Source organism: Sorangium sp. So ce726 (assembly GCF_051521405.1).
In the GTDB taxonomy this organism is placed as follows: Bacteria; Myxococcota_A; Polyangia; order Polyangiales; family Polyangiaceae; genus Sorangium.
The window spans coordinates 5,134,649-5,156,339 of the sequence record NZ_CP150349.1; the positions used below are offsets into that span (position 1 = coordinate 5,134,649).

Consider the following 21,691-nt stretch of genomic DNA (forward strand, 5'->3'; position numbering starts at 1 on the left):
CTCGACCAACGCGCCCGGCCGAGCGAATTCCAAATACGTTCACGGGCCCGCGGAGATTATGGGGACGATGGAGCCGTGGCGAACTCGGGCACCCGAGGGCGTTCCGAGTGGCAGCCGGCCGTTTGTGTCCATTGAGGCAGGAAAAATACGACCATGTCAAAGCGCATGAACCGAAGAATTTTCCTCCGGGGGCTGGGTGGAGCTTGCGTCGCGGCGCCGTTCCTCGGCTCGATCTTCGACCGCTCCGTGATGGCGCAGCCGGCCACGCCACCGAAGCGGCTGATCGTGATGTTCACGCCCTATGGCTGCATCACGACGCGGTGGTTTCCGAAGAAGTCGCACGGCCCGCTCACCGCCGCGGACCTCCAGTCGACGACGCTCAAGCACCTGGCGCCTCACGCCGACAAGCTCCTCATGCCCCGAGGCATCCGCGCGATGAACGAGTGGACGGCGACGCTGGAGCGGGGGCAGGGGAACGATCCCCATACGCAGGTGCTCGGGTCGTACTTCACTTGCCACCCGGTCACCCCCAACAGCGACGACCCGTTCAGCTTCGACTCCGCGACGAAGTTCAACGCCAAACCGACAGGTCCCTCGCTGGACCACGTCATCGCACGACAGCTCAGCCCGCAAGGCACTCCGTTGCTCTTGAACACGGCTGGTCAGAATGAAAGCCCTCAGTCGGCGATCTCCTACTCCGCCGCCGAGACCCTCTTCAAGGGCCTCAACGCGTCGCAGGTCTTCAGCAGCCTCACGGGCATCTTCGAGCCGGGGAAGCCGACGTCTCCGGACACCTACGCGGCGATGCGCGGCAAGAGCGTCCTCGACATCGTGAAGGATGATCTGCAGAGGCTCGAGCGGTTCGACATGAGCCGTTCCGACAAGCAGAAGCTCGCATCCTGGAAGGAGCTCATCAACTCGACAGGAAATGTGGTGGCTTCTGCGCAGTGCAACACGTCCCTCGCCACGGTGCTCGGTGCGACGCAAGAAAACATCAACCTGTGGGGCACGCCCCCGGGCGACGACGACAGGCTGACGCGGCGGATCTCGGACACTCTGGACGGAGCGGACCTCTGTTCGAACCTCGCCGTGCTCGCGGCGGCGTGCAACGCGAACCCCGTCATCTTCCTGAAATACCCCGGTAACTACGTCTTCAAGGGGCTCGACGTGAACCTCGAGAGCGCCAGCCTCTCGCGTCGCCTGGACAACGCGGGCATGACGGGCACCTGCGTCCCCGGTGCGATCGACATGCTCCTCAGGATCGACGACTACTATGCGAGGAAATTCGCCCACCTCGTCGACCAGCTGAGCCGAATTGAAGAGGGCGACGGGACGCTCCTCGACAACTGCGCGGCAGTCTGGTTCCAGGACGTATCGGACGGCTGCGCCCGTAACCTCAACAACCTGCCGATCATCCAGGCCGGCAGCGCCGGCGGCTATTTCAAGACCGGCTGGGCCGTGAACGTCGAAGACGGCTCGCCCGATCTCACGACCGGCAACAGCGAGTTCACGTGTACCGACGGCACTTCGAACCAGGTCGACGCGATCTCCCAGGAAACGGGGACCGATCCTTCGCTCGCCAACGCGCCGATCAACAAGTACTACTGCAGCTTGATGAACGCCCTCGGGGTCAAGGCAGGCCCGGATGGTTTCCCGGCAAAGGGCGGTTCCGAGCCGGTGACCCACTTCGGTATGTACGACCGGACGGAGGACTTCATCGGTGGCGGGACCAACCCCCCCACCATCCACGATCCAGGCGAGTTCACCGCGCTCAAGGCGAACTCCTGAGCGGTCTCGTTCCCGAGCCTGTTGGGGCGGGGGTGGTTCGGGGTGGCTGGCCCGAAGCGGTGCGCCTGCTCGAGATGTCCCCATCGTCGAGGGAGGTGTTATGCTCGCGCGCGTCGAGCGTGCGCGGCGCGGCGCCGTGCCGGGAGGTCGTTGGATGTCATCTGTCAGGGGTTTCACCCTCGAGCTGTCGCGGATCGAGTACGTCGGGCAAGGCCTTGTCCGGCCGGAGTGTGTGATCGTCGAGCCCGGCGGCACGCTCTGGACCTCGGACGCTCGCGGCATCGCGACGCGCATCGAGCCCGATGGCAGGCAGGCGACCCTCGGCCCGGAGGTGCCCGAGCCGAACGGGATGGCGATGGATCGGCAGGGCAACCTCATCGTCGCCAGCATGTCCGGCGGCAAGATCCACAAGCTCCACCGCGACGGCCGGTCCGAGGTCCTCCTCGACTCCATCGACGGCAAGCCGCTCGGCGCCGTGAACTTCTGCTTCATCGACTCGCGGGATCGCCTCTGGATCTCCGTCACGACACGGCACCTCCCGTGGTGGCCCGCGGTCGTGGGCAGCATCCGCGATGGGTACATCGTGCTCGTCGACGAGAAGGGCGCCCGCGTCGTGGCCGACGGCCTCAGCTTGACGAACGAGGTGCGCCTCGACGCCGCCGAGCGGTTCCTGTACGCCGTCGAGACCGTCCCCGGCCGCCTCCTCCGGTTCCCGGTGCGCGACGACGGGAGCCTCGGCGATCCCGAGCAGTTCGGGCCCGACAGCCTCGGCATCGGCGGGTACATGGATGGCTTCGCCTTTGACGCCGAGGGCAACATCTGGGTGGTGGCCGTCTGTCGCAACGGCCTCGGGGTCATCTTCCCCGACGGGAGCTACCAGACCGTCTTCGAGGATCCGCGCCCTGCGGTCCTCGAGACGATGACCCTGAAGCAGCGGAGCGGCACCATCGAGCCGGCCGATCTCGGCGCCTGCGCGGGCAGCACCCTGCAGCTGCCCACGAGCATCGCGTTCGGTGGCCCCGATCTCCGCACGTGTTACATGGGATCGCTGGCGATGCCCCATCTCCTCACGTTCCGCGCGCCCGTCGCGGGGCTCCCGCTCTCGCACATGCGGTGATCGCGCCCTGGCCGCGCTCCGCACCTGCTACAAAATTCCCAGAACGCTGCCGCGCACGTTCATGGTTGGCTCCGACTGGCATTGACGCAAAATCGGAGTGAGCTCACCCTCGCGGGATGAAGAATTCATGGTGGGTGGGCGTGCTCGCCTCGATGGCGCTCGTGCCGGCGTGCGGGGGCAGGATCGAGGTGACCTCGTCCGACCTGCCGGCGGACGGAGGCGAGGTCGGGTCGACCACCGCGGGCGCCGGCGGCGGTGCCAGCGTCGCCTCGAGCTCTGTCGGGGGGGACGGGGGCGGCGGCGTGGGCGACAGCTCCGCCGTCAGCACCACCAGCACGTCGAGCGCCGGGGGGGCCCCTGGCACAGGCGGTCAAGGCGCGGGCGGTGCGCCGGACGAGCCGGAGACGGGCGCGGGGGGGGCCGAGCAGGGGTGTGATCCCAACCGCGTGTACCACGACTCCTGGGGTGCCACGAGCCAGAGGGATATCGAGGGCCTGCGCGGAGTCGCCGTGCTCGAAGGCTCGCTCTACATCGGCTACGACGTTGTAGACCTGTCACCGCTCTCCTGCCTGACGACCATCGAGGGCGGGCTCGAGATCGCCAAGGCCAAACGGTTGGCCGGCCTGGACGGCCTCGGCTCCCTCACCGTCATCGGGGAGAGTCTTACGGTGATGGAGAACCCCTCGCTGCGCAGCCTCGGCGGGCTTCAGCGCCTGGAGAGGGTCGGGGAAGCCGTCAACATCTCTGGCAACCCGCTCCTGGAGAGCCTCGCCGGCGCTGGGGTGCCTGCCCGCCTGTGGCTGGTCTACGGCAACGGATCGCTCGAGTCCATGGCAGGCTTCGAGCGCGTCGAGGGGGGTGATCTCCGGATCGAGGACAACGACCGGCTCGCGACGCTGGACGGGCTGAACAACCTGCGCCGGGGGCAGCTCACCCTCCTCGACAACGACGCGCTGACCAGCCTCGAGGGCCTCGACAGCGTCGATGATCTCGAGATGCTCCGCATCTCCGAGAACGATGGACTCGTCAGCTTGCAAGGCATCGAGCGGCTCGAGACGATCGGCTCCCTCGATCTGACGAACAACCGGCGGCTGAGGTCGCTGCGCGGCCTCGATGGCCTGGTTCGCGCGACCACCATCGAGATCTCGTCGAACGAGCAGCTCCTCGACCTGACCGGGCTCGCGGCGCTCGAGAGCGTCGAGACGCTCACCGTCTACAACAACGCCGCGATCGTGAGCCTGGAAGGCCTGCAATCGCTCCGCGGCGTGGTGCAGCTCGCGGTCGTGTCGAACCCCGAGCTGGTGCGCGCCGAGGCTCTCGCGCACGTTCCCTCGAATCCGGAGATCGCTCCTTCGGCCTTCTACCTCTCGGACAACCCCAAGGTCACCAGGATCGACCTTGGCGGGGTGACACGCCTCGACGAGCTGATCGTCGAGGCGTGCAGCTCCCTGACGGACCTGTCCTTCCTCGCCGGTATCACGGAGGTGACGTCCCTCGGCGTGTACCAGAACGCCGGGCTCGTGAGCCTCTCGGGGCTCGCGCAGCTCGCTCATGTCGATTTTCTGCGGATCGAGGGCAATCCTCGGCTCACGAGCCTGCGGCAGCTGACCGGCCTCCTCGAGATGCCAGCCCACCTCTATATCCGCGACAACGCCGCGCTCGCCAGCCTCGACGGGTTCGGCTCGTCGAGCATGGGCGACGGCACGTCCGAGGAGGTGTGGATCGAACGCAACGGCGCGCTCGTCGACATCGGCGCTTTGCGCGGCCTGGTCCACGTGAGCTACCTCGCCATCGAGGAGAATGAGGTGTTGCCCGGGTTGACCGGACTGGAGAACCTGTCGGTGATCTACAACCTCAGCATCCGGCGGAACCCGTCGCTCGCGACGCTTCGCGGCGTGGGGGCTCGAGCGATCAGAGCTTCGCTCGCGATCGTCGAGAATGAGAGCTTGCCTCGATGCGAGGTCGAGGCGCTCCTGGAGCGCCTCGACGAGCCGCCTCTCGAGGCGTACGAGAGTGACAACGGCACCGGCCCCTGCTCGCCCTGAGCCCGAGGTTCGCAGCCAAGGAGCCCCATGCCTCGCGTTCACCTCGTCACCACCGGCGGCACCATCGCGAGCCGCGTCGATCCGAAGACGGGCGCCGCCGTGCCCGCCGTCCGCGCGGAGGAGCTCGTCGCCGACGTGCCCGCGCTCGGCCGCGTCGCCGAGATCGCGGTCACCGAGTTTTGCCTCGAGAGCAGCTGGAACATCGGCCCGGACAGGATCGCGGCGCTCGCGCGCGCCGTGCGCGATCTCCAGGTCGATCCCGAGGTGACCGGCGTCGTCGTCACCCACGGCACGGACACCCTCGAGGAGACGGCGTTCGCGCTGGATCTGCTGCTCGACGGGGACACCCCGGTGGTGCTCACCGGCGCGATGCGGGACGCGAGCACCGCGGGGACCGACGGCCCGCGCAACCTCGTCTCGGCCGCACGGATCGCGGTCGAGCCCTCGGCGCGGGGGCTCGGCGTGCTCGTCGCGCTGAACGACGAGCTCCACGCTGCCCGGTGCGTGATGAAGACCCACACGACCGCGCTCGGCACGTTCGCCTCGCCGGGCGTGGGGCCGCTCGGCTGGGTCGACGGCGAGGGCGTCCGCGTCCACGCGCGCCCCGCGAGGACGCCGACGCTGCCGCTCGCGCCGCCCGAGCCGCGGGTCTACCTCGTCAAGATGGCGTCCGGGATGGACGATCTCCTGCTGCGCGTGATCCTCGAGGCCGGGGCGCGCGGGGTGGTGATCGAGGGCTCGGGCGCCGGGAACGTCTGCGGGAGCTGGGAGGGGGCGATCGCCGCGCTGGTGCAGGCCGGCACGCCGGTGGTGCTGAGCTCACGCTGCCCCGGCGGGCGGGTCACGCCGACGTACGGCGCGCCCGGCGGCGGGCGGCGGCTCCGGGACCTCGGGGTGCTCGCCGCGGGCGCGCTCTCGGGGCCCAAGGCGAGGCTCGCGCTGATGTTCGCGCTCGGGGCAGGGCTCGACGGGGCGGCGCTACGCGCGTATTTCGACCGGCTTGCCGGGTAGACCCTCGCTCTTCGCGCCCGGTTGCGGGCCGCGCCGCTCGTCGCCGGCGCCCGCCTTCCGCTTCAGCTTCTCCTCGACCCGCGTGCCCTTGAAGAAGCTCGCGTTGGCCTCGGTGTAGAGCTTGTACGGGTTCTCGAACACGTACGCCTTGAAGTCCTCGGCGCTGAGGACGCCCTCCTCCACGAGGCTCCAGCTCTCCGCGAGCGCCTCGGTCAGGTCGGGGACGTCCCAGTGGCCGACGTCGGAGGAGTAGATGGCGTTGATCTTCACGCCGAGCGGGTTCGCCTTGTTGTTGAACGCGGCCGCGATGGTGCGGTCGTCCGACTCGGATCCGAAGAAGAAGTTGTTCACCCAGCGGTCGCGGATGTCCTCGATCTTCTCGATGCCCGCGGCCTCGAAGTCGTTGCGGTACTCCGGCGCAGGCTGGCGGGCGTCGCTCGTGTAGCTGGCGCCCAGCGTGTCGGCGATCAGCTGCTCGCCCTCGATGGAGCGCCCGTTTGCGAGCTTTGCGAGATCCGCGCCGTACCGCCGGAAGAGCTCGGTGAAGAGCGCGCGGTCGGTCGCCGACGGGTCGTAATGCTTCAGGCCCTCCGGGCCGCGCTTCTGGAAGCGGTCGACCAGGTGGATGTAGACCCGCGCGCCCCAGTCCGCCCCGCCCTCGAGCATGCCGATGCGGAGCCCGGGGAAGCGGCGGGTGACGCCGCCGAAGAACAGCGCCTTGGCGAACGCCTCCGAGCCGTCGGCGAAGTGGCCGACGTGGTTGTTCATGTAGTTGCTGATCGACGAGCGCCCCGTCCAGCCCTGGCTCCCATAATGGGTGAGGACGGGCACGCCGAGCTCGACCACCTTCGCCCAGAAAGGATCGTAGTTGTGCTCGCTGTCGATGCCGTAGAAGTCGATGTACGTCGCGTACTTCGCGATCTCCGGGTGGTGCGCCGGCGGGTACTTCTCCGCGATCGCCTTGATGGGGCGGCGCACGCCGCCAGCGATGTTGATCGCCTTGAGCCCCAGCTTCTTGACGGCGAACTCCAGCTCTTCGATGCCCTCCTCGGGCGTGTTCAGCGGGATGCCGGCGACCGGGGTGAGGCGGTCGCTGTACTTGCGAAACAGCTCCGCGTGGTAGTGGTTGATCGCGCGCTGGAGCGCCTGCCGCGCGGCCGGGTCCTTCACGGCGAGCGGCGCGAGGGTGTTGTTCGGGAACAGGACCGAGTAATCGGACCCTTGCTCCTCGAGGCGCTCGGCGAGCAGCTCCGGCAGGTGGTACGTGGCCACGTCCAGCGTGTTGCGCGTCACCCGCGCCCACCACGGCGACCTGACGGTGCGGTAGTGCTGCCGCTCCTCGGGCGTCTGGGTGTACCAGTCCTTGCCGCTGCTGTTCTCGGCGTTGCGGCGGCGAGAGCTCAGCGCCTTGCGCAGGTCGTCGACGAGCTTGGCGCCTCCGTACGTGGCGACGAAATCCTCCAGCGCCGGCGAGTAATCGTTGGTGTGGATGTCCGTGTCGATGACGGGGTAATCGAGCTTCTCCTTGACAGCCACGGAGGGCGAGGCCTTGAGACGAGCGATACGGTCAGTCATGAAAGACTCCGGAAAAGGGGTTGGGCGCGCCGATGTCGCCTGTGTGGGATCGATGGCCGTGCTGGCGCGCGGCAATCTGCAACCTGCGTGCCTTGACGCCGTTGCCCCGATGTCGCTCCTTGACCGCTGATCTCGGCGTCTCTCCGGCGCGCCCTGCTCGCGCGTTGCTCGGAATCGAGCACCGATTCAGCGCGGCTGCTTCCTGAGCAACACTCAGACCGGCTGGGCGAAGAGCGCGAGGCACCGATCGGCGAGGACGCCGCCGACGAGATCGACGGGCGCGCCGGAGTTCTCGTTCATCCACCGCGCGGGGACGGCCAGCTCGCGCTGCGCGCCGCCGGTCGCCGCCGTGACCTCCTGCATCGTGCAGCCGAAGACGACGCGGCTCACCCGGGCGAGCCAGGCCGCGGTGAAGCACATCGGGCACGGCTCCACGGTGGTGTACAGCGTGTAGCCCGTGAGGTCCGGCCCGGCGGCGGCGCAGGCGCGGCGGACGGCGCCGACCTCGGCGTGCCATGTGAAGTCGCGCTGGGCGTTCACCTCGTCGGTCGCCTCGGCCACGACGGTGCCGTCGGGGGCGGCCACCAGGGCGCCGAACGGCGGCTCGCCCGCGCGCTGCGCGCCGCGCGCGAGCTCCAGCGCGCGCGCCATGAGCGCCTCGTCGCGGCTCATCGGACGAGCCTCGGATCGAGCAGCGACTCCGGCGCCGGCGCCTTCTTGACGAGCTTGGACTCGACAGCGAAGTCGACCACCGCCTTCATCGACGCGTACACGGGGCCGGCCTTCTCCGCCGTGCCGAAGAGCTGCTTGTTGTCGGCCAGGTCGTAGATCTTGTCGCCGCCCAGCATGCCCTTCACGTCCTCGGGCGGAGCGTTCAAGTACTTGCCGATGATGGGAATCGCCTTGTCGGGCTCGCCGCGCAGGACGCGCACCCCCTGATCGATGGCGCCGATGAACCTCGAGCAGGCGTCACCGGACTCGGCGAGCCGCGCTCGGCGCACGGCCACCGCGTCCATGATGGTGTCGGGGACGCTGGCGCTCGAGAAGATCACGCGACCGCCGCCCTTGGTCGCCTTGGTGATCCACGGCTCCCAGGTGACCGCGGCGTCGACCTTCCCCGCCACGAACGCGGCCCCTGCATCGTCTGCGCTCATGCTCGTGACCTTCACGTCGTCCGTGGAGAGCCCGGACTTCTTCAGGCCGGCGAGGAACAGCATGTGATTGACCTCGCCCAGCGTGAGGGCGACCGTCTTGCCCTTGAGATCGGCCATGGACGCGACCCCCTCCTTCGCCACCACCGCGTCCGCGCCGTTCGAGCTGTCGATGAGCGCGATGGCCACGACGTCCGTGTCGCCGTTGCCGCTCAGCACGGCCAGGTTCTGCAGGGTCGTCAGGCCGATATCGAGCTTCCCCGCGGCCAGCGCCGGCAGCGTGTCCCCGGGGTTCGAGAACGGCTTGAGCTCGACGTCGAGGCCAGCCTGCTTGAACAGCCCGAGCTCGTTCGCGATGAACACGCCCGCATAGCCGATCCACAGGTCGTGTCCCACGGTCAGCTTCACCGGCGCGTTCGCCGCGGCCCCGGGCTTCTCGCCCGGCGCGGCGGCGGCGGGCATCTCGCGCGCTGGCTCGTCCTTCTTCGAGCAGCCTGGCGACAGGAGGAGGCAGGCGAGCGCTGCCCCGAGCTCTAGCACGACGGTCCTACGGTTCATGGATCCTCTCCCCTCGGCGTATGCGTGAGCCCGAGGAGCAAGCGGCGGCGCTGCTCCTCGGGGCGGGCCTTCCCCCGCAGGAGCGAGAGGATATCCCGTTTGAGGCGCAGCAACGCCTCGTCGAGCTTGAGGTCGGGCGAGCGATCCGCCCGGGGTACCGGCACGTCGAAGGTCGCCACGACGCGGCCGGGGCGCTCGGAGAAGACCAGCACGCGATCGGACAGGATCAGGGCCTCATCCACGTCGTGGGTGACGAAGAGCGTCGTGATCCGGTGATGTTGGATCACATGGAGCAGGAGCCCCTGCATCTCCTCACGTGTCTGGGCGTCGAGGGCGCCGAACGGCTCATCCATCAGCAGCACCTCCGGCTGCGCGGCGAGCGCCCGCGCCAGCGCGGCGCGTTGCTGCATGCCGCCGCTCAGCTCCGCGGGCGCGCTGTCGCGGAAGTCCCACAGATCGACGAGGCGCAGCAGGCGCTCGACGCGGTCCGCCTCTCGCTCGGAGCCGGCCTGCCGCGCCCGGCCGCGGTGGCGGGCCAGCGTCAGCGGGAAGCGGACGTTCTCCCGCACGCTGAGCCACGGGAAGAGCGTCTGTTGCTGGAACACGACGCCGAGCTCGGCGCCGGGGCCGAGGACGCGTTCGCCGCCGAGCGTGACGGTCCCGGTGGTCGCCGGCTCGAGCCCCGCGACGATGTGCAGCAGGGTCGATTTCCCGCACCCGGAGGGGCCCACGAGGCTCACGAACTCGCCCTCGCCGACATCGAGGTCGAGCGGGCAGAGGGCGCTGGTCTCGCCGCGGCGGCCGGCGTACGCCTTGCTGACGCCGCGCACGGAGAGCGTCACGCGCCGCGCCCCCTGGCCCAGCGGAAGAGCCGGCGGTGCGCTGCGCCGAACGCCCAGTCGAGCCCGAGGCCGATCGCGCCCAGCACCGCCAGGTACGCGTAGATGCTGGGCGTCTGGATGAAGCGATAGAACCTGAGGATGCGGAAGCCGAGGCCCTCGGTGGCGGCCACGAGCTCCGCGACGACGACGTAGCTCCACGCCCACCCGTTGCACATGCGCAGCGCGCTCCAGATGCCGGGGAGGGCGGCCGGGGCCAGCACGCGCCAGACGATCTCCCGCCGGGTGGCTCCGAGGCTCTGGCTGACCTGGAGCAGCGGCGCCGGGACCCGCCGTACCTCGTCCGCGGTCATGAGCAGCAGCTGGAAGAAGGTCCCCAGGAAGACGAGGAGGACCTTCGCGCCCTCGCCGATGCCCGCCACGATCATGACGAGCGGGATCAGCGCCGGCACGGGGACATAGCGGAGGAACTCGGTCGGCGGCTCGATCAGCGCGGCGATCGATCGGAACGCGCCGGCGAGCACGCCGAGCGGGACCGCGAGGAGCGCGGCGGCCACGAACCCGGCCGTGACCCGCAGGAAGCTATGGCGGACGTCGAGCCAGAGCTCCGCCGAGCCGAGCGCCTCGACAGTCGCCTGCCCGATGCTCGCGAGCGTGGGAGCGAGGGCGGTGTTCACCCCGTCGCGGCCCGCGAGCCCGGCGTACGCCGCGAGGGTGGCGAGGAAGCTCGCCGCGCCGAGCGCGAGGCGGACCCGGGCGGGAACGGGGCGGCCGAGCGCGAGCCAGCGCGGCGGTGGTCGCTCGCACTGTCGCGACGGGGGCCGGGGCGCTCGGTCGCCGCGCATCCGTCAGCCGAAGAGCTGCATCACCGCGGCGCTCTCGGTGACGTAGGCGAACGCGTTGCTCATGCAGAGGATCGCGGCGTCGTGGAGCTCCCGTGAGGTCCCGGCCACGGCGTCGACCGGGAGCAGCACGCGGTAATCCAGGTTCCTCGCGGTGAGCACGGTGCTGAGCACGCAGATGTTGGTGCACACGCCGCAGCAGATGAGGTTCTCCACCTGCTTGCACCTGAGCAGCAGATCGAGGTCGGTGCCCAGAAAACAGTCGTAGCGCCGCTTGGTGAAGATCCGATGATCCTGCGGCTCGATCCGCAGCCCATCGACCATCTCGGCGCCGCGGGATCCCTCGAGGCAGTGCAGCGGCTCGAACTCCAGCTCGATGCCGAAGTCGCACCGATCGGCCCTGTGCATCTCCTGGGTGAAGACGACCGGCAGGCCGTGCCCTCTCGCCCACGCGGCGAGCGCGTTGACGCGCTGTACGATATCGAGCGCCCCGCGCGCCTCGCAGGGCGCGCCCTCCTCGACGAAGTCCCGCTGCATGTCGATGACGAGGAGGGCGGTGGTGGCGGGGCGGACCTGGTCGAGGGGCAACGGGCGGATATGTGGCGTCATCGCTGGTCTGGACGCTCGACGCGCAGGGGACACGGGGCGCGTCGAGCTCGCTGAGGTGTGGTGAAGTGATGAACCGACCGTCTCTACATCAGCCGGGAATGCAGCGCTAAAAGGCTGAACGGAATTTAGCCGGCGCCTCGCCGGAGGGTCAAGCGAGACCTGGGTGCGTGAGCACTTCGAGAGGGCGTGAGGTCGCCCGCTGCGTGGAACAAGGTGCGAGGGGGAGGTCTCTCGGCGCCGCTCGACGTCGCCTGTCGTCTACGGTGGCGCCATCCGCTGCACGCCGGTCAACCCCTTCCGCCGCGCCATCGCGTAACGCACGCCGGCCCGGAGATCTCTCAGGAGGACGATCCCCTCCAGCGTCTCGCCGAAGCTCGCGAGCGCCGCGGCGGTGCTGGCCGACATCCCCACCAGGACGCTCTCGGCGCCGAGCAGGCCCACGGCCTGCACCGCGCGCACGAGGTGGAGCGCGACGGCGCTGTCGATCATCGGGACGCCTGTGAGATCGACGATCACGAACTCGGCGTCGTGGCGCTCCACGCCCTGCAGGAGCGCCGCCATGAGCTGGGTGCCCCGCATCGTGTCGAGATGGCCGATGAGCGGCACGACGATGACCCCGTGGTCGATGGGCAGGACCGGCGTCGAGAGCGCGGCTATCGTCTCGAGGAGGCGCGATTGGATGGTGAGGAGATCGGCCTCGGTGCTCCGCAGCGCCTCTTCCGTCCTCTTTCGTGCGGTCATGTCGACAACGACCCCGACCATCCCGAGCACACGCCCGCGCGCGTCGCGGAACGGGACGTTGTTCTCCAGCGTCCAGCCGTCGCTCCCGTCCTCGAGCTTCCACCGGAGCTCCACGTTGAGCCGCGGGATCCCGTCCGACATGATGGTCTCGTCGTTCTCGCGGTAGCTACGCGCGACCTCCTCGACGAATATCTCTTCGTCGCGCTTGCCGACGATCCTGTCGACCGAGAGGCGATAGTGCTCCGCATAGGCCTTGTTGACCGCGAGATACCGGTGATCTCGATCCTTGAAGAACACCATCGCCGGGATCGCGTCGAGCATCGCGGCGTACCCGGAGGCCTCCGCCGCGAAGAAGCTGGCCAGGAGCCCATGTCCCTGCTCGGCTGGCCGCGCCTCGCGCACGGCTGAGCCCGGCTGCTGCGCCTCGGCCAGCGCCTGCTCGAGCTCCGCGACGCGCCTGCGGAGCGCCGCGACCTGCTCGTGCAGCGGCGTCTCGCTATCTGAATCTGAAAGACACTGCATTACAGGGTACCACGTGTCGGCCGGGCCACAGTGGACGCATGATTGTCGGGGGCGCAACACTTGTCAAGTGCTCGATGTCCGTTGTCGACTCACGGCGTGTGCCGCCGGCGTGGGCCGGGAGGTGCCGTGGATGTCGACCAAGACGTTGCTCGCCTGTGCGGAGGGCGAGCGCGCTCCTCACGCGCCGTTACGCGCCGTTACGCGCGCGCATTCGTCAGGACCGGATCTGCGCAGGCCGGGAGTCTGCCTCATTCAGCGCGGACGATGCATGTGCGGCGCGCGTGACCGATAAGGCGACGTGGACGTGAGATTCGTTGTCTTGCGTGTTTCGATCCCCGTTCGGGTGGAACGACGGAGACGCCTTGAACGATCGGTTCTTCCCTGGTCGAGACGCGCCGTGGCCGGGTGTGGCTCCGTGGCCTGCGCGAGGCCTTGCGTCTTGGCCGGCAGCGGCGCGAACCGCGGCGCGTGAGCGTTTCGGGCGTACCAATGAGCGCCGCGGGCGCGCGCCGCGCGGCGACCGGGCGCAGGGTAGGCGCACCAGCCGGCGCGTCGCCGGCCCGTTCACACGAGAGAGCACACCATGAAAACGCAACCGAAACGCCTCGCCGCGGTCCTCGCCTGCCTCTCTGCCGTCCTCCCGGCGTGCGCCGAGAGCGAGGCCCCGGCAGCGCCGGAGCTCCGCCGCGTCGGCGGCTTCAGCACGCCCGAGTCCGTGCTCCACGACGAGGAGCGCGACGTTTACCTGGTCTCGAACATCGTCGGCTCCCCCGTCGAGAAGGACGACCGCGCGTTCATCTCGCGCGTCTCGCCGGACGGCGAGGTCCTCGATCTGACGTGGATCGACGGCGCATCGGAGGGCGTGACGCTGAGCGCCCCGAAGGGCATGGCCATCGCGGGCGGCAGGCTCTATGTGGCCGATATCGACACGATCCGCGTCTTCGATGCGAGCGACGGCGCGCCCATCGAGGACATCGAGGTGTCCGGCGCCGGCCTGCTCAACGACGTCGCGGCCATGCCCGACGGGTCGATCGTGGTCTCGGACTCCGGCGTGGCCATCAAGGACGGCGCGTTCGCCTCGATCGGCACCGACGCGCTCGTCGCGGTCGATCCGGGCGGGGAGGTCTCCCGGTTGATCGCGGATCCCGCGCTGCCGCACCCGAACGGCGTGGCGTGCGCGGAAGGCGAGATCTGGGTGGCTTACCTCGGCGCAGCGCGGGTCGACGCGCTCGACGCCTCAGGGCTGCCGCAGCGCGAGATCTCCCTGCCCGCTGGCACGCTGGACGGCCTCGTGCGCCTCGACGACGGCCGGCTCCTCGTGTCGAGCTGGGACGCGGGCGCCGTCTTCGAGATCGACCCCGCCGGGGACGCGGCGCCGCGCGTCTCCACGCTCGCCGCAGATCTCCCGAGCCCCGCCGATCTCGGCTGGGATCGCGCGAGAAATCGCCTGCTCGTCCCGCTCTTCAACGACGGCGAGATCGTCCTGCTCGACGTGAAGTGAGCCGGTGGAACAGCGCTTTGGGCCCAGGGGCGGCGCGGTTACGCTGCGCCGCCCCGGCCGGCCCTGCGCTGTGTCTGCGCGGCGAGAGACGCGCCCTTTTCCATCAGGAACGACCATGAAGACCCAGCTCACCCGACTGCTCGAGCCCACCGATCAAGCCCAGGCCTGGGGCGCGCTCAGAGAGGCCATCTCCCGCCTGGAGCACACGTCCTCGGCGAGCGGCGCCGGCCTGGCCCGATGGGTCGGCGTCTTCACCCGCACGCGCGACCGGATCACGATACAGCGGCTCTCCCGGCCGCTCGTCGTGCTCATCCTCGACGGCGCGAAGCGGATCTTCCTCGACGGCCCGGACGGCAACACGCGCCTCGTCGCCCGGGAGGGGCAGATCCTGCTCGTGCCGCAGGGGATCCCCCTCGAGCTCGTGAACGAGCCCGATCCGGAGCGCGGCGCCTACCGCTCGTTCACGATCGAGCTGCTCAGCGAGGTCGACGAGCGGCTCCAGCGCCGCTATCCCACGCTCTGCGTCCAGCGGGGGCTCGGCGGCTTCGAGGCGGATCGGCCGCACCTCCTGCGCTCCGCGATGCCGTCGATCCAGGCGCTGATCCACCTCGTGAACACGCTCCTCTTGCCCGGCGCGCACGCGCTGCTCATCGAGCACCGGCTGGAGGATCTCATCCTGACCCTGCTCTTGCAGCACCGGGAGCAGCTCGACGAGGCGCGCGCCGCCGCCTCGACGCTTGCGCTCGATCCGACGCTCGCGGTGCGGGCGCTGGTGCGCCGCGATCCGGCGCGCCCGTGGGCGGCCCCGGAGGTCGCGCGCGCGCTCGGGGTGAGCGACGCGACGCTGCGCCGCCGGCTCGGCGCGAAGGGTGTCTCGTTCAGGGCCCTCCTGTGGAAGGAGCGCCTCGATCTCGCCAAGGCGCTCCTGCGCTCGGGTCGCCACGGCGTGCTGGAGGTCGCGACGGCCTGCGGCTACGACTCGGCGTCGCGCTTCGCCGAGCAATTCCGGCGCTCCGAGGGCGTCAGCCCCTCGGAGTACCGCGCGCGGCACCGGGCGAGCGCGAACGACTGCTGGAGCGAGGAGCCCGAGCTCGACGCGCGGTGAGGGATCGGCGCGCCGGGACGCGGAGGCGGCGGGCTCAACCTGCCTTGTCGATGCGGCCGTCGGGGTAGCGGGCGAAGCGGCCGTCCGTGCGCGCGTGGACGGGGCCGTCGCTCGGCCACGGCCAGCCGCCAAAGCCCGTCCGCCGGTAGTCGAGGAAGGCCTGCTGGACCTCCGCCATCGAGGTCATCACGAAGGGGCCTTGCTGCGCGACGGGCTCGCCGATGGGCCGGCCCTGGAGGAGCAGCAGCTCGGCCTCGTCGGGGCCGTTCTCGAGCAGCGCGGCGGCGCCGTCGCGGAGCGTGATCCTGTGGCTTGCGGGGACGCGGCGGGCGCCGACGCGCAGCTCGGCGCCTCGGAAGAAGTAGAGCGCGCGGTTCGTGCCGGGGGAGGCGGCCGGCAGCGTGAACCGCGCGCCCGGGGCCATCTTGAGCGTCCAGATCGCCACGTCGGACGCCGCGCGCGCCGCCCACGACCTCGGCGGCGGGGCCGGCGGGCGGAGCTCGCCGAGGCGGCCGGCGACGATCGTGATCTCGGTCGTCCTGCCCGCGGCGTCGCGCGCGATCTGCCTCGGGATCGTGTCGCCCCACATCATCACGAAGTGCGGTTCGGCGAGCTTGTCGGCGCGCGGCAGGTTGAGCCAGATCTGGAAGAGCTCGAGCGGGTTGGGCCCGTCCTTCTCGACGAGCGGGAACATCTCCGCGTGGACGATGCCGCCCCCCGCCGTGAGCCACTGGACGTCGCCGCGCCCGTAGCGCGCGGCCGCGCCGAGCGAGTCCGCGTGATCGACGAGCCCGCGCCGCACGACGGTCACGGTCTCGAAGCCGCGGTGCGGGTGTTGCGGGAAGCCGGGGACCACGTCGCCGTGGTACATGCGCCAGCCGTCCTTGCCCGCGAAGTCGCGCCCGATGGCGCGGCCCGCGAGCGAGGCTGCCGGCCCCATCCGCTCGTTGCCGGCCGGGTACGCGTCGTCGTGGTGGACGCAGAACAGGAAGGGATCGAGCGTCTCCCAGGGGAACCCGAGCGTCGCGACGTCGCGGACGACGTCCGCCGCGGCGAGCGCGGCTTCGTCGGTGCGGTCGGGTGAAGGCACGGAGGGGTCGCACGCGGCGACGACAGGCGTTGCGGCGAGGGCGCCGAGGGCGGTGCGGCGATCCATGGGGCTCATCGTCTCATCGTAAGGTGGACCTCATGGAGGGACAACGGTGCGAGCGCGCAACGTGGCGTTGCGCCGGGAGCAACGCGCGCAACGTGCGAGCCGCCGCACAGGCTGAGTAGAGCAGGGAAGCGGCGCGGGTGTGCGTCTGGGCGTGAGCGCGGCGCGTCGCGGCGCTTTTTCGTGCCGAGGCGGGGCGGGCGCGCCTGGAGTCGATTAGAGTCGACCCTCGTGTCCAAACCGCGCTCTGAATCGAGCATCATCTTCCTTGTCGCTGCGGTCCAGTTCATCAACATCCTCGACTTCGTGATGGTGATGCCGCTCGGGCCCGACTTCGCGGTCGCGCTCGGCATCCCGATGTCCAGCATCGGCTTCATCGGCGGCAGCTACACGGCGGCGGCCGCGGTCTCGGGCCTCGCCGGCGCGTTCTTCCTCGACCGCTTCGACCGGCGCAGCGCGCTCGCCGTGGCGATGCTCGGCCTCGTCGCCGGCACGGCGGCCGGGGGCTTCGCGACGGGGCTCCCGAGCCTCATGGCGGCGCGCGTGCTCGCAGGGGCGTTCGGCGGGCCCGCGACGTCCGTCTCGTTCTCGATCGTCGCCGACGTCATCCCGCCCGAGCGGCGCGGCAAGGCGATGGGCGTCGTGATGGGCTCGTTCTCGGTCGCCTCGGTGCTCGGCGTCCCCGCCGGGCTGGAGCTCGCGCGCCGCGGGGGCTTTCCCCTGCCGTTCTTCGCTGTCGCGGCGCTCGGGCTGCTCGTCGCCGGGCTCGCCATCTTCCTCCTGCCGTCGATGCGGGAGCACCTGACCGGCGCGCCGCCGTCGGGCAGCGCGCTCGGCGAGCTCGGCGCGCTCCTCGGCCGGCCGATCGTGCTGCTCTCGTATGCGACGACGGCGATCCTGACGGTGGCGTCGTTCCTGGTGATCCCCAACATCTCTGCTTACGTGCAGTACAATCTGGGGTATCCGCGCGAGCGGCTCGGGCTGCTCTATTTCGTGGGGGGCCTGGTGAGCTTCGCCGCGATGCGGGCCGTGGGACCCTTGGTGGACCGCCTCGGCGCATTTCAGACGGGCTCGGTGGGGGCGGTGGTGCTCGCGAGCGTCCTCTACGCCGGGTTCGTCTCGTATACGCCGGGGCTGCCGGTGCTCGCGATCTTCATCGTCTTCATGCTGGGCATGACGTTCCGCAACGTCTCGTACAACACGCTGACGTCGAAGGTGCCGCGCCCCGCCGAGCGGGCGCGCTTCACCTCGATGCAGTCGGCCGTGCAGCACATGGCGTCCGCGATCGCCGCGTTTGCGGCGGCCAGGATGCTCCACGAGCTGCCGGATCACCGCCTCGATGGCATGCCGGTCGTCGCGGGGCTGTCGATCGTGTTTACGATCGCGCTGCCGCTGCTGTTCCTCGGGATCGAGCGGCGCGTCGCGCCCGCGGCAGCAGGGCGCCCGTAGCCGTCGCGCCGCGGCGCCATGCGGCGCCCGGGCTCGCCTGTGGCGCCTCGGCGACGCCGCCGTGGTCACCTGGATGAGGATGGCATCGCCGCCAGGCGCTCTCGCGTCAGCGAGCAGGCTCCATCTGCGAGAAGCGATAAGCCCCCACGGTGGCGGCGATGGACGCGAGGACGAGGAGCGCGAGCGCAAGCCCGATGTTGTTGAGCGACTCGCCGAGGCCGACCAGCCAGATCCAGCGCGTGTCGGGATCCACAGCGCCGATGTACGTGAGCGATTTGATGGTGCCGCTGACGAACCCGAGCCCGCCGGCCACCAGCGTCAGGATACCGAGGCTCACCTGGAGGGGCACGAACCGCCGCTCGGGCGAGATGGCATAACGGACGGATGCGGCGAGGAGCAGGAGCCCGAAGACGAGCGTGGGATACATGCCCCAGCCGCCCATGTGGAAAGCTTCACCCATGACGAAGACCTCCGTGGATAGCGCTCATGACATGCGCGGGGCGAGAAGGTTCCGAGGCGTCATCGATGCTTCGGGTGCCGCGCCTTCTCCGCGCGCTGCCCGGACAGGATCGCCTCGAGGCGCTCCTCGGCGGCGCGAGATGTGCGCGTCCCGTTGCCCCGATGGGCCAGGTTGTTCGTCTCCAGCGGATCGGCGTCGAGGTCGTACAGCTCGTATTCGGATCGATCCCGCCCCGCGCTCTCCGCGGCGGCGTCGCCGATGAGCGATCGCGTGTACGATCGCGCGTATTTCCAGAGCCGCGGCCCGTCGCCGGCGTCGAGGCGCGCAACGACCGCCTCCACCTTCGCCGGCTCTTGGACCGCCTCGTACGGCCGGCCGATGAGCGTCGTCTGATCGAGCCCCTCCGAGACCTCGTCCTCGGTCATGAAGTAGATCGGATCGTCCTTGAGCGCGCCGCCGCGGAGGGCGCCCGACAGGTCCCTGCCCACGAGCGGCTGAGCTTCCGTATGGTCTCTGGCGAGCGACGCGCGGATCGCATCGGCGTCGATCCCGGCGAGCCCGAGGAGCGTGGGCAGGAGATCGACGTGGCTCGTCGGGTGCTCGACGCGCCCGCCCGCCGGGATGCCCGGCCCGCTGATCAGGAGGGGAACGCGGAGGGCTTCGTCGTACGCGTTGTGCCATTTCTGGTGCATCCCCCCGTGCGCCCCGAGCATGTCGCCATGATCCGACGTGTAGACGACGATGGTGTCGTCGCGGAAGCGCGACGCCTGCAGCCGCCGGAAGACGCGCTGCACCTCCCGATCGACGAGCTTGTGGAGGTAATAATAGAATCGTCGATAGGCGGGGATCTGCGGCTGGGGCGCCATGAACTTGCCATATTTATCGACGTAATCCGCCTGGCAGCTCGGCTTCGTGCGGAGGGACTCGCCCTGGGTGGGCGGCTCGGGGATCTCGGGCACGGTGTCGTCGTGAAATGGATAGCCAAAAGAGAGCCAGAGCGCACCGAAGAGGACGATATCGTGGGGGTTCACGAACGGCGCGACCAGGAGCCACGGCGCGTCGTCCGCGCTCGCCTCGAGCTCGGTGAAGAGCGCCTCGACTTGATCGCCGTACAGCGGGTCGCGGAGGAGGCCGCAGTTCGACCGCGCCATGCCGTGAGGCTCGGGGCCGATCCACCCCTGAAACCCGAAGGGCGCGAGGCGATCGGCGCCTTGATAGAGCCTGGTGATCGGCTCGATGATCGCGCCTTGGTCGTCGCTCGAGGCCAGGGGCGAGCGCGTGTCGGGCGCCGTGAGGTCGGCGTGGGAGATATGCCATTTGCCGCGGTAGAACGTGCGGTACCCGGCCTTGCGGAAGTAATTGCCCATGGTGGGGACGGTGCTCGGATCGAGCCAGAACATGGCTGGATCGAACGCCGACTTGGCGGCGCCGTCGGTGGCTCGCACCCCGTGGAGCGTCGGGTAGTGGCCCGTGAAGAGGCTGGTGCGGCTCGGAGCGCAGGCCGTGGAGGCCGCGTAGTGGCGGTGGAATTCGGTGCTCCGGGCGCGGATCGCTTGCTGACCGGGGAGCTCGGTCCGGCGGAAATCTCGGATGGCGTCGGTCTCGTAGACCGGGGGATAACGCTCTTCATCGGTCATGATGACGAGGATATTGGGGCGACGCTGGATCATAAGGCCTCCCGTCGTTATGTCGCGGCGTCGCGAGCATAAGGGAGGGGGGCCGCGGTGACCAGCGTCGCGTGGGCCGCGCGTTCCGGCGAGTGCCGGGGAAGCCGGTCGATCAGAACACGAGCCGGGCAGAAACGCTCGCGGCGGCGAGCGACGCGGCGGGGCGGACCTCGAGCTTCACGCCGCCGCGATCCTCCGTGCGGTAGGACTGTGGCATGTTCATGAAGAGCAGGACCGTCCCCGTGAGCGCGGTCGCCCCGCCCGCGATGAGCGCGCCAATCGCGAGTCGGTCCTCAATGACGCTGCCCTCGTACTTGTCGTTGGGCGAAGGCGGGCACGACGGAGTGCAGTCGTTCTTCGTATCCACTTCATCGTGAACCGTTCCGGCATGCCATTTCAGCCCGGCACCGACGGCGCCCAGCGCCGCGCCGGCCCCGAGCGTGGCCCAAGGGACCCATGCGGGCCACCGCTGGTTGGTGACGACGGTATCGACGCTCAGCGCGAGCTGGCCCGAGGCCTCTTTGCCGGCGAGCACGACGATGGGCTTGACGACCGTGAAATAGCCAGCCTTTCTCGCCGTGAGGATGTGCTCTCCGGGCGTCACCATCCGGTATTCGGAGCCCGGGCCGTGGAACCACGGCTTGCCGTCGAGCAGCACGGCGGCGCCCGGCTCGTCGCAGTAGATCCGGATGACGGCGAGCTCCTGCTCCACGAGCGCGCGCATCGCCTCGCGCGCCTCCTGCTCCACCTCGGGAGCGAGCAACCCGGGTCCCCATCGCAGGGACAGGCTCAGGTTGTCGTAGGCCTGGAGCGGCAGGCCGATGCTCTTCAACGTTCGTCCCAGGTAGAGCCGGAGCTCGGGGTGCTCCCAGGAAGCCAGCGCCTGCTCGTATTTCGCCCGCGCCTCCGCGAGCATCATGCGCCGGTGCAGCTCCCGCGCCTCCTCGAAGAGCGCCTGGGCCTTCTGCTTCCGCTCCTCGGAGACGCCCCGGTGCCATGGCGGCAGCGATGACGACGCCGCGGTTGGCGGCGGCGCTGGAGCCGGCGACGGCGACGGGGGCGACGGCTCCGCGGTTGGCGGCGGCGGCACCTGGGCTCCCGCAGGCGCGGCGCACAGGGCCACGAGAGCGCCGGGCAGGAGGCGCTTCACGCAGGAGAGGCCGACCTGAATGGGGCGCTTGCGGGTCGTCGTGATGGCAGCCATCGGCCTTTCCTCTCCAGGCCGCCGTGAAGCTTCGAACGAGCGCTCGTCAAGCGCTCGCCCCGGGTCCCCCTGGTGCGGCGAGCAGACGTTGTGGCCGAGACTACACCCGCGCAGGTCTGCCCGTGAAGTGGCCGGTTCCAGAGAGCCGTCGGTTACCTCGGACGCCCGAGCCCGGTGGCCCCGCGGAGGTCGCGCTGCGCAGGGGAGCGGGCGTGAGCCGCCGCGCGTGAAGGGTATGCTGGTGCACACGGACAATGGCTATGCTCTCACGGCGGCGCTGGCGGCTGGCGTCGCGGCGGGCCGTCAGCGCGACGTCGAGGGTCGCGCCGTCTCGCAGGAAGGAGGGGAGATGTC

At 70.0% G+C, this 21,691-nt stretch carries 18 protein-coding genes; 7 read left to right on the forward strand and 11 right to left on the reverse strand.

Going from position 1 to position 21,691, the window contains the following annotated elements; translation table 11 throughout:
* Window positions 1-165 precede the first annotated feature (165 nt).
* The 4 genes from WME79_RS19080 (at window position 166) to WME79_RS19095 (ending at window position 5,961) form a co-directional block, all read left to right on the forward strand.
* The gene (locus WME79_RS19080; protein ID WP_437537808.1) at window positions 166-1,788 is read left to right on the forward strand and encodes a DUF1552 domain-containing protein; all 1,623 of its coding nucleotides are present in this window, start codon (window positions 166-168) and stop codon (window positions 1,786-1,788) included.
* Window positions 1,789-1,942: 154 nt separating this feature from the next.
* Window positions 1,943-2,905: an SMP-30/gluconolactonase/LRE family protein gene (locus WME79_RS19085; protein WP_437537811.1), complete on the forward strand. Its 963-nt coding sequence runs from the start codon at window positions 1,943-1,945 to the stop codon at window positions 2,903-2,905.
* A 116-nt stretch (window positions 2,906-3,021) separates the two neighbouring features.
* Window positions 3,022-4,950, forward strand: coding sequence for a leucine-rich repeat domain-containing protein (locus WME79_RS19090; protein WP_437537814.1), 1,929 nt, complete (start codon window positions 3,022-3,024; stop codon window positions 4,948-4,950).
* Window positions 4,951-4,977: 27 nt separating this feature from the next.
* Window positions 4,978-5,961 carry an asparaginase gene (locus WME79_RS19095; protein WP_437537817.1) on the forward strand — a complete coding sequence of 328 codons (984 nt, stop codon included), beginning with the start codon at window positions 4,978-4,980 and terminating at the stop codon, window positions 5,959-5,961.
* On the opposite strand, the gene WME79_RS19100 is transcribed toward WME79_RS19095, so the two are convergent.
* The 7 genes from WME79_RS19100 to WME79_RS19130 form a co-directional block, all read right to left on the reverse strand.
* Window positions 5,929-7,536: an amidohydrolase family protein gene (locus tag WME79_RS19100; protein ID WP_437537820.1), complete on the reverse strand. Its 1,608-nt coding sequence runs from the start codon at window positions 7,534-7,536 to the stop codon at window positions 5,929-5,931. The two genes, WME79_RS19095 and WME79_RS19100, sit on opposite strands and share 33 nt — an antisense overlap.
* Window positions 7,537-7,749: 213 nt before the next feature.
* Window positions 7,750-8,208: a nucleoside deaminase gene (locus WME79_RS19105; RefSeq protein ID WP_437537823.1), complete on the reverse strand. Its 459-nt coding sequence runs from the start codon at window positions 8,206-8,208 to the stop codon at window positions 7,750-7,752.
* Entirely contained in the window at window positions 8,205-9,245 is a 1,041-nt protein-coding gene (locus WME79_RS19110; RefSeq protein WP_437537826.1) for an aliphatic sulfonate ABC transporter substrate-binding protein, read from the reverse strand. The genes WME79_RS19105 and WME79_RS19110 overlap by 4 nt, the downstream gene beginning before the upstream one ends.
* Window positions 9,242-10,087, reverse strand: a complete 846-nt coding sequence (locus tag WME79_RS19115) for an ABC transporter ATP-binding protein (RefSeq protein ID WP_437537829.1) — start codon at window positions 10,085-10,087, stop codon at window positions 9,242-9,244. The genes WME79_RS19110 and WME79_RS19115 overlap by 4 nt, the downstream gene beginning before the upstream one ends.
* Window positions 10,084-10,929 carry an ABC transporter permease gene (locus WME79_RS19120; protein WP_437537831.1) on the reverse strand — a complete coding sequence of 282 codons (846 nt, stop codon included), beginning with the start codon at window positions 10,927-10,929 and terminating at the stop codon, window positions 10,084-10,086. Before WME79_RS19120 ends, WME79_RS19115 begins: the two co-directional genes overlap by 4 nt.
* Before the next feature lie 3 nt (window positions 10,930-10,932).
* Window positions 10,933-11,535: a cysteine hydrolase family protein gene (locus WME79_RS19125; protein ID WP_437537834.1), complete on the reverse strand. Its 603-nt coding sequence runs from the start codon at window positions 11,533-11,535 to the stop codon at window positions 10,933-10,935.
* Between the two features lie 258 nt (window positions 11,536-11,793).
* Window positions 11,794-12,798, reverse strand: coding sequence for a PAS domain-containing protein (locus WME79_RS19130; RefSeq protein ID WP_437537837.1), 1,005 nt, complete (start codon window positions 12,796-12,798; stop codon window positions 11,794-11,796).
* A 583-nt stretch (window positions 12,799-13,381) separates the two neighbouring features.
* On the opposite strand from WME79_RS19130, the gene WME79_RS19135 reads away from it, so the two are divergent.
* Together WME79_RS19135 and WME79_RS19140 are read left to right on the forward strand one after the other, a co-directional pair.
* Entirely contained in the window at window positions 13,382-14,299 is a 918-nt protein-coding gene (locus WME79_RS19135; RefSeq protein ID WP_437537840.1) for an SMP-30/gluconolactonase/LRE family protein, read from the forward strand.
* A gap of 115 nt (window positions 14,300-14,414) precedes the next feature.
* Window positions 14,415-15,404: a helix-turn-helix transcriptional regulator gene (locus WME79_RS19140; RefSeq protein WP_437537843.1), complete on the forward strand. Its 990-nt coding sequence runs from the start codon at window positions 14,415-14,417 to the stop codon at window positions 15,402-15,404.
* 34 nt (window positions 15,405-15,438) lie between these two features.
* On the opposite strand, the gene WME79_RS19145 is transcribed toward WME79_RS19140, so the two are convergent.
* Window positions 15,439-16,569, reverse strand: a complete 1,131-nt coding sequence (locus WME79_RS19145) for a pirin family protein (protein ID WP_437537846.1) — start codon at window positions 16,567-16,569, stop codon at window positions 15,439-15,441.
* 219 nt (window positions 16,570-16,788) lie between these two features.
* Between WME79_RS19145 and WME79_RS19150 the strand changes: the two genes are divergently transcribed.
* Window positions 16,789-18,006, forward strand: coding sequence for an MFS transporter (locus WME79_RS19150; protein WP_437537849.1), 1,218 nt, complete (start codon window positions 16,789-16,791; stop codon window positions 18,004-18,006).
* A 106-nt stretch (window positions 18,007-18,112) separates the two neighbouring features.
* On the opposite strand, the gene WME79_RS19155 is transcribed toward WME79_RS19150, so the two are convergent.
* The 3 genes from WME79_RS19155 to WME79_RS19165 form a co-directional block, all read right to left on the reverse strand.
* Entirely contained in the window at window positions 18,113-18,466 is a 354-nt protein-coding gene (locus WME79_RS19155) for a hypothetical protein (protein ID WP_437537851.1), read from the reverse strand.
* Between the two features lie 59 nt (window positions 18,467-18,525).
* Window positions 18,526-20,136 (reverse strand): sulfatase-like hydrolase/transferase, encoded by a 1,611-nt coding sequence (locus tag WME79_RS19160; protein ID WP_437537854.1) that lies wholly within the window; start codon window positions 20,134-20,136, stop codon window positions 18,526-18,528.
* 109 nt (window positions 20,137-20,245) lie between these two features.
* Window positions 20,246-21,337, reverse strand: a complete 1,092-nt coding sequence (locus WME79_RS19165) for a hypothetical protein (protein ID WP_437537857.1) — start codon at window positions 21,335-21,337, stop codon at window positions 20,246-20,248.
* Window positions 21,338-21,691 lie beyond the last annotated feature (354 nt).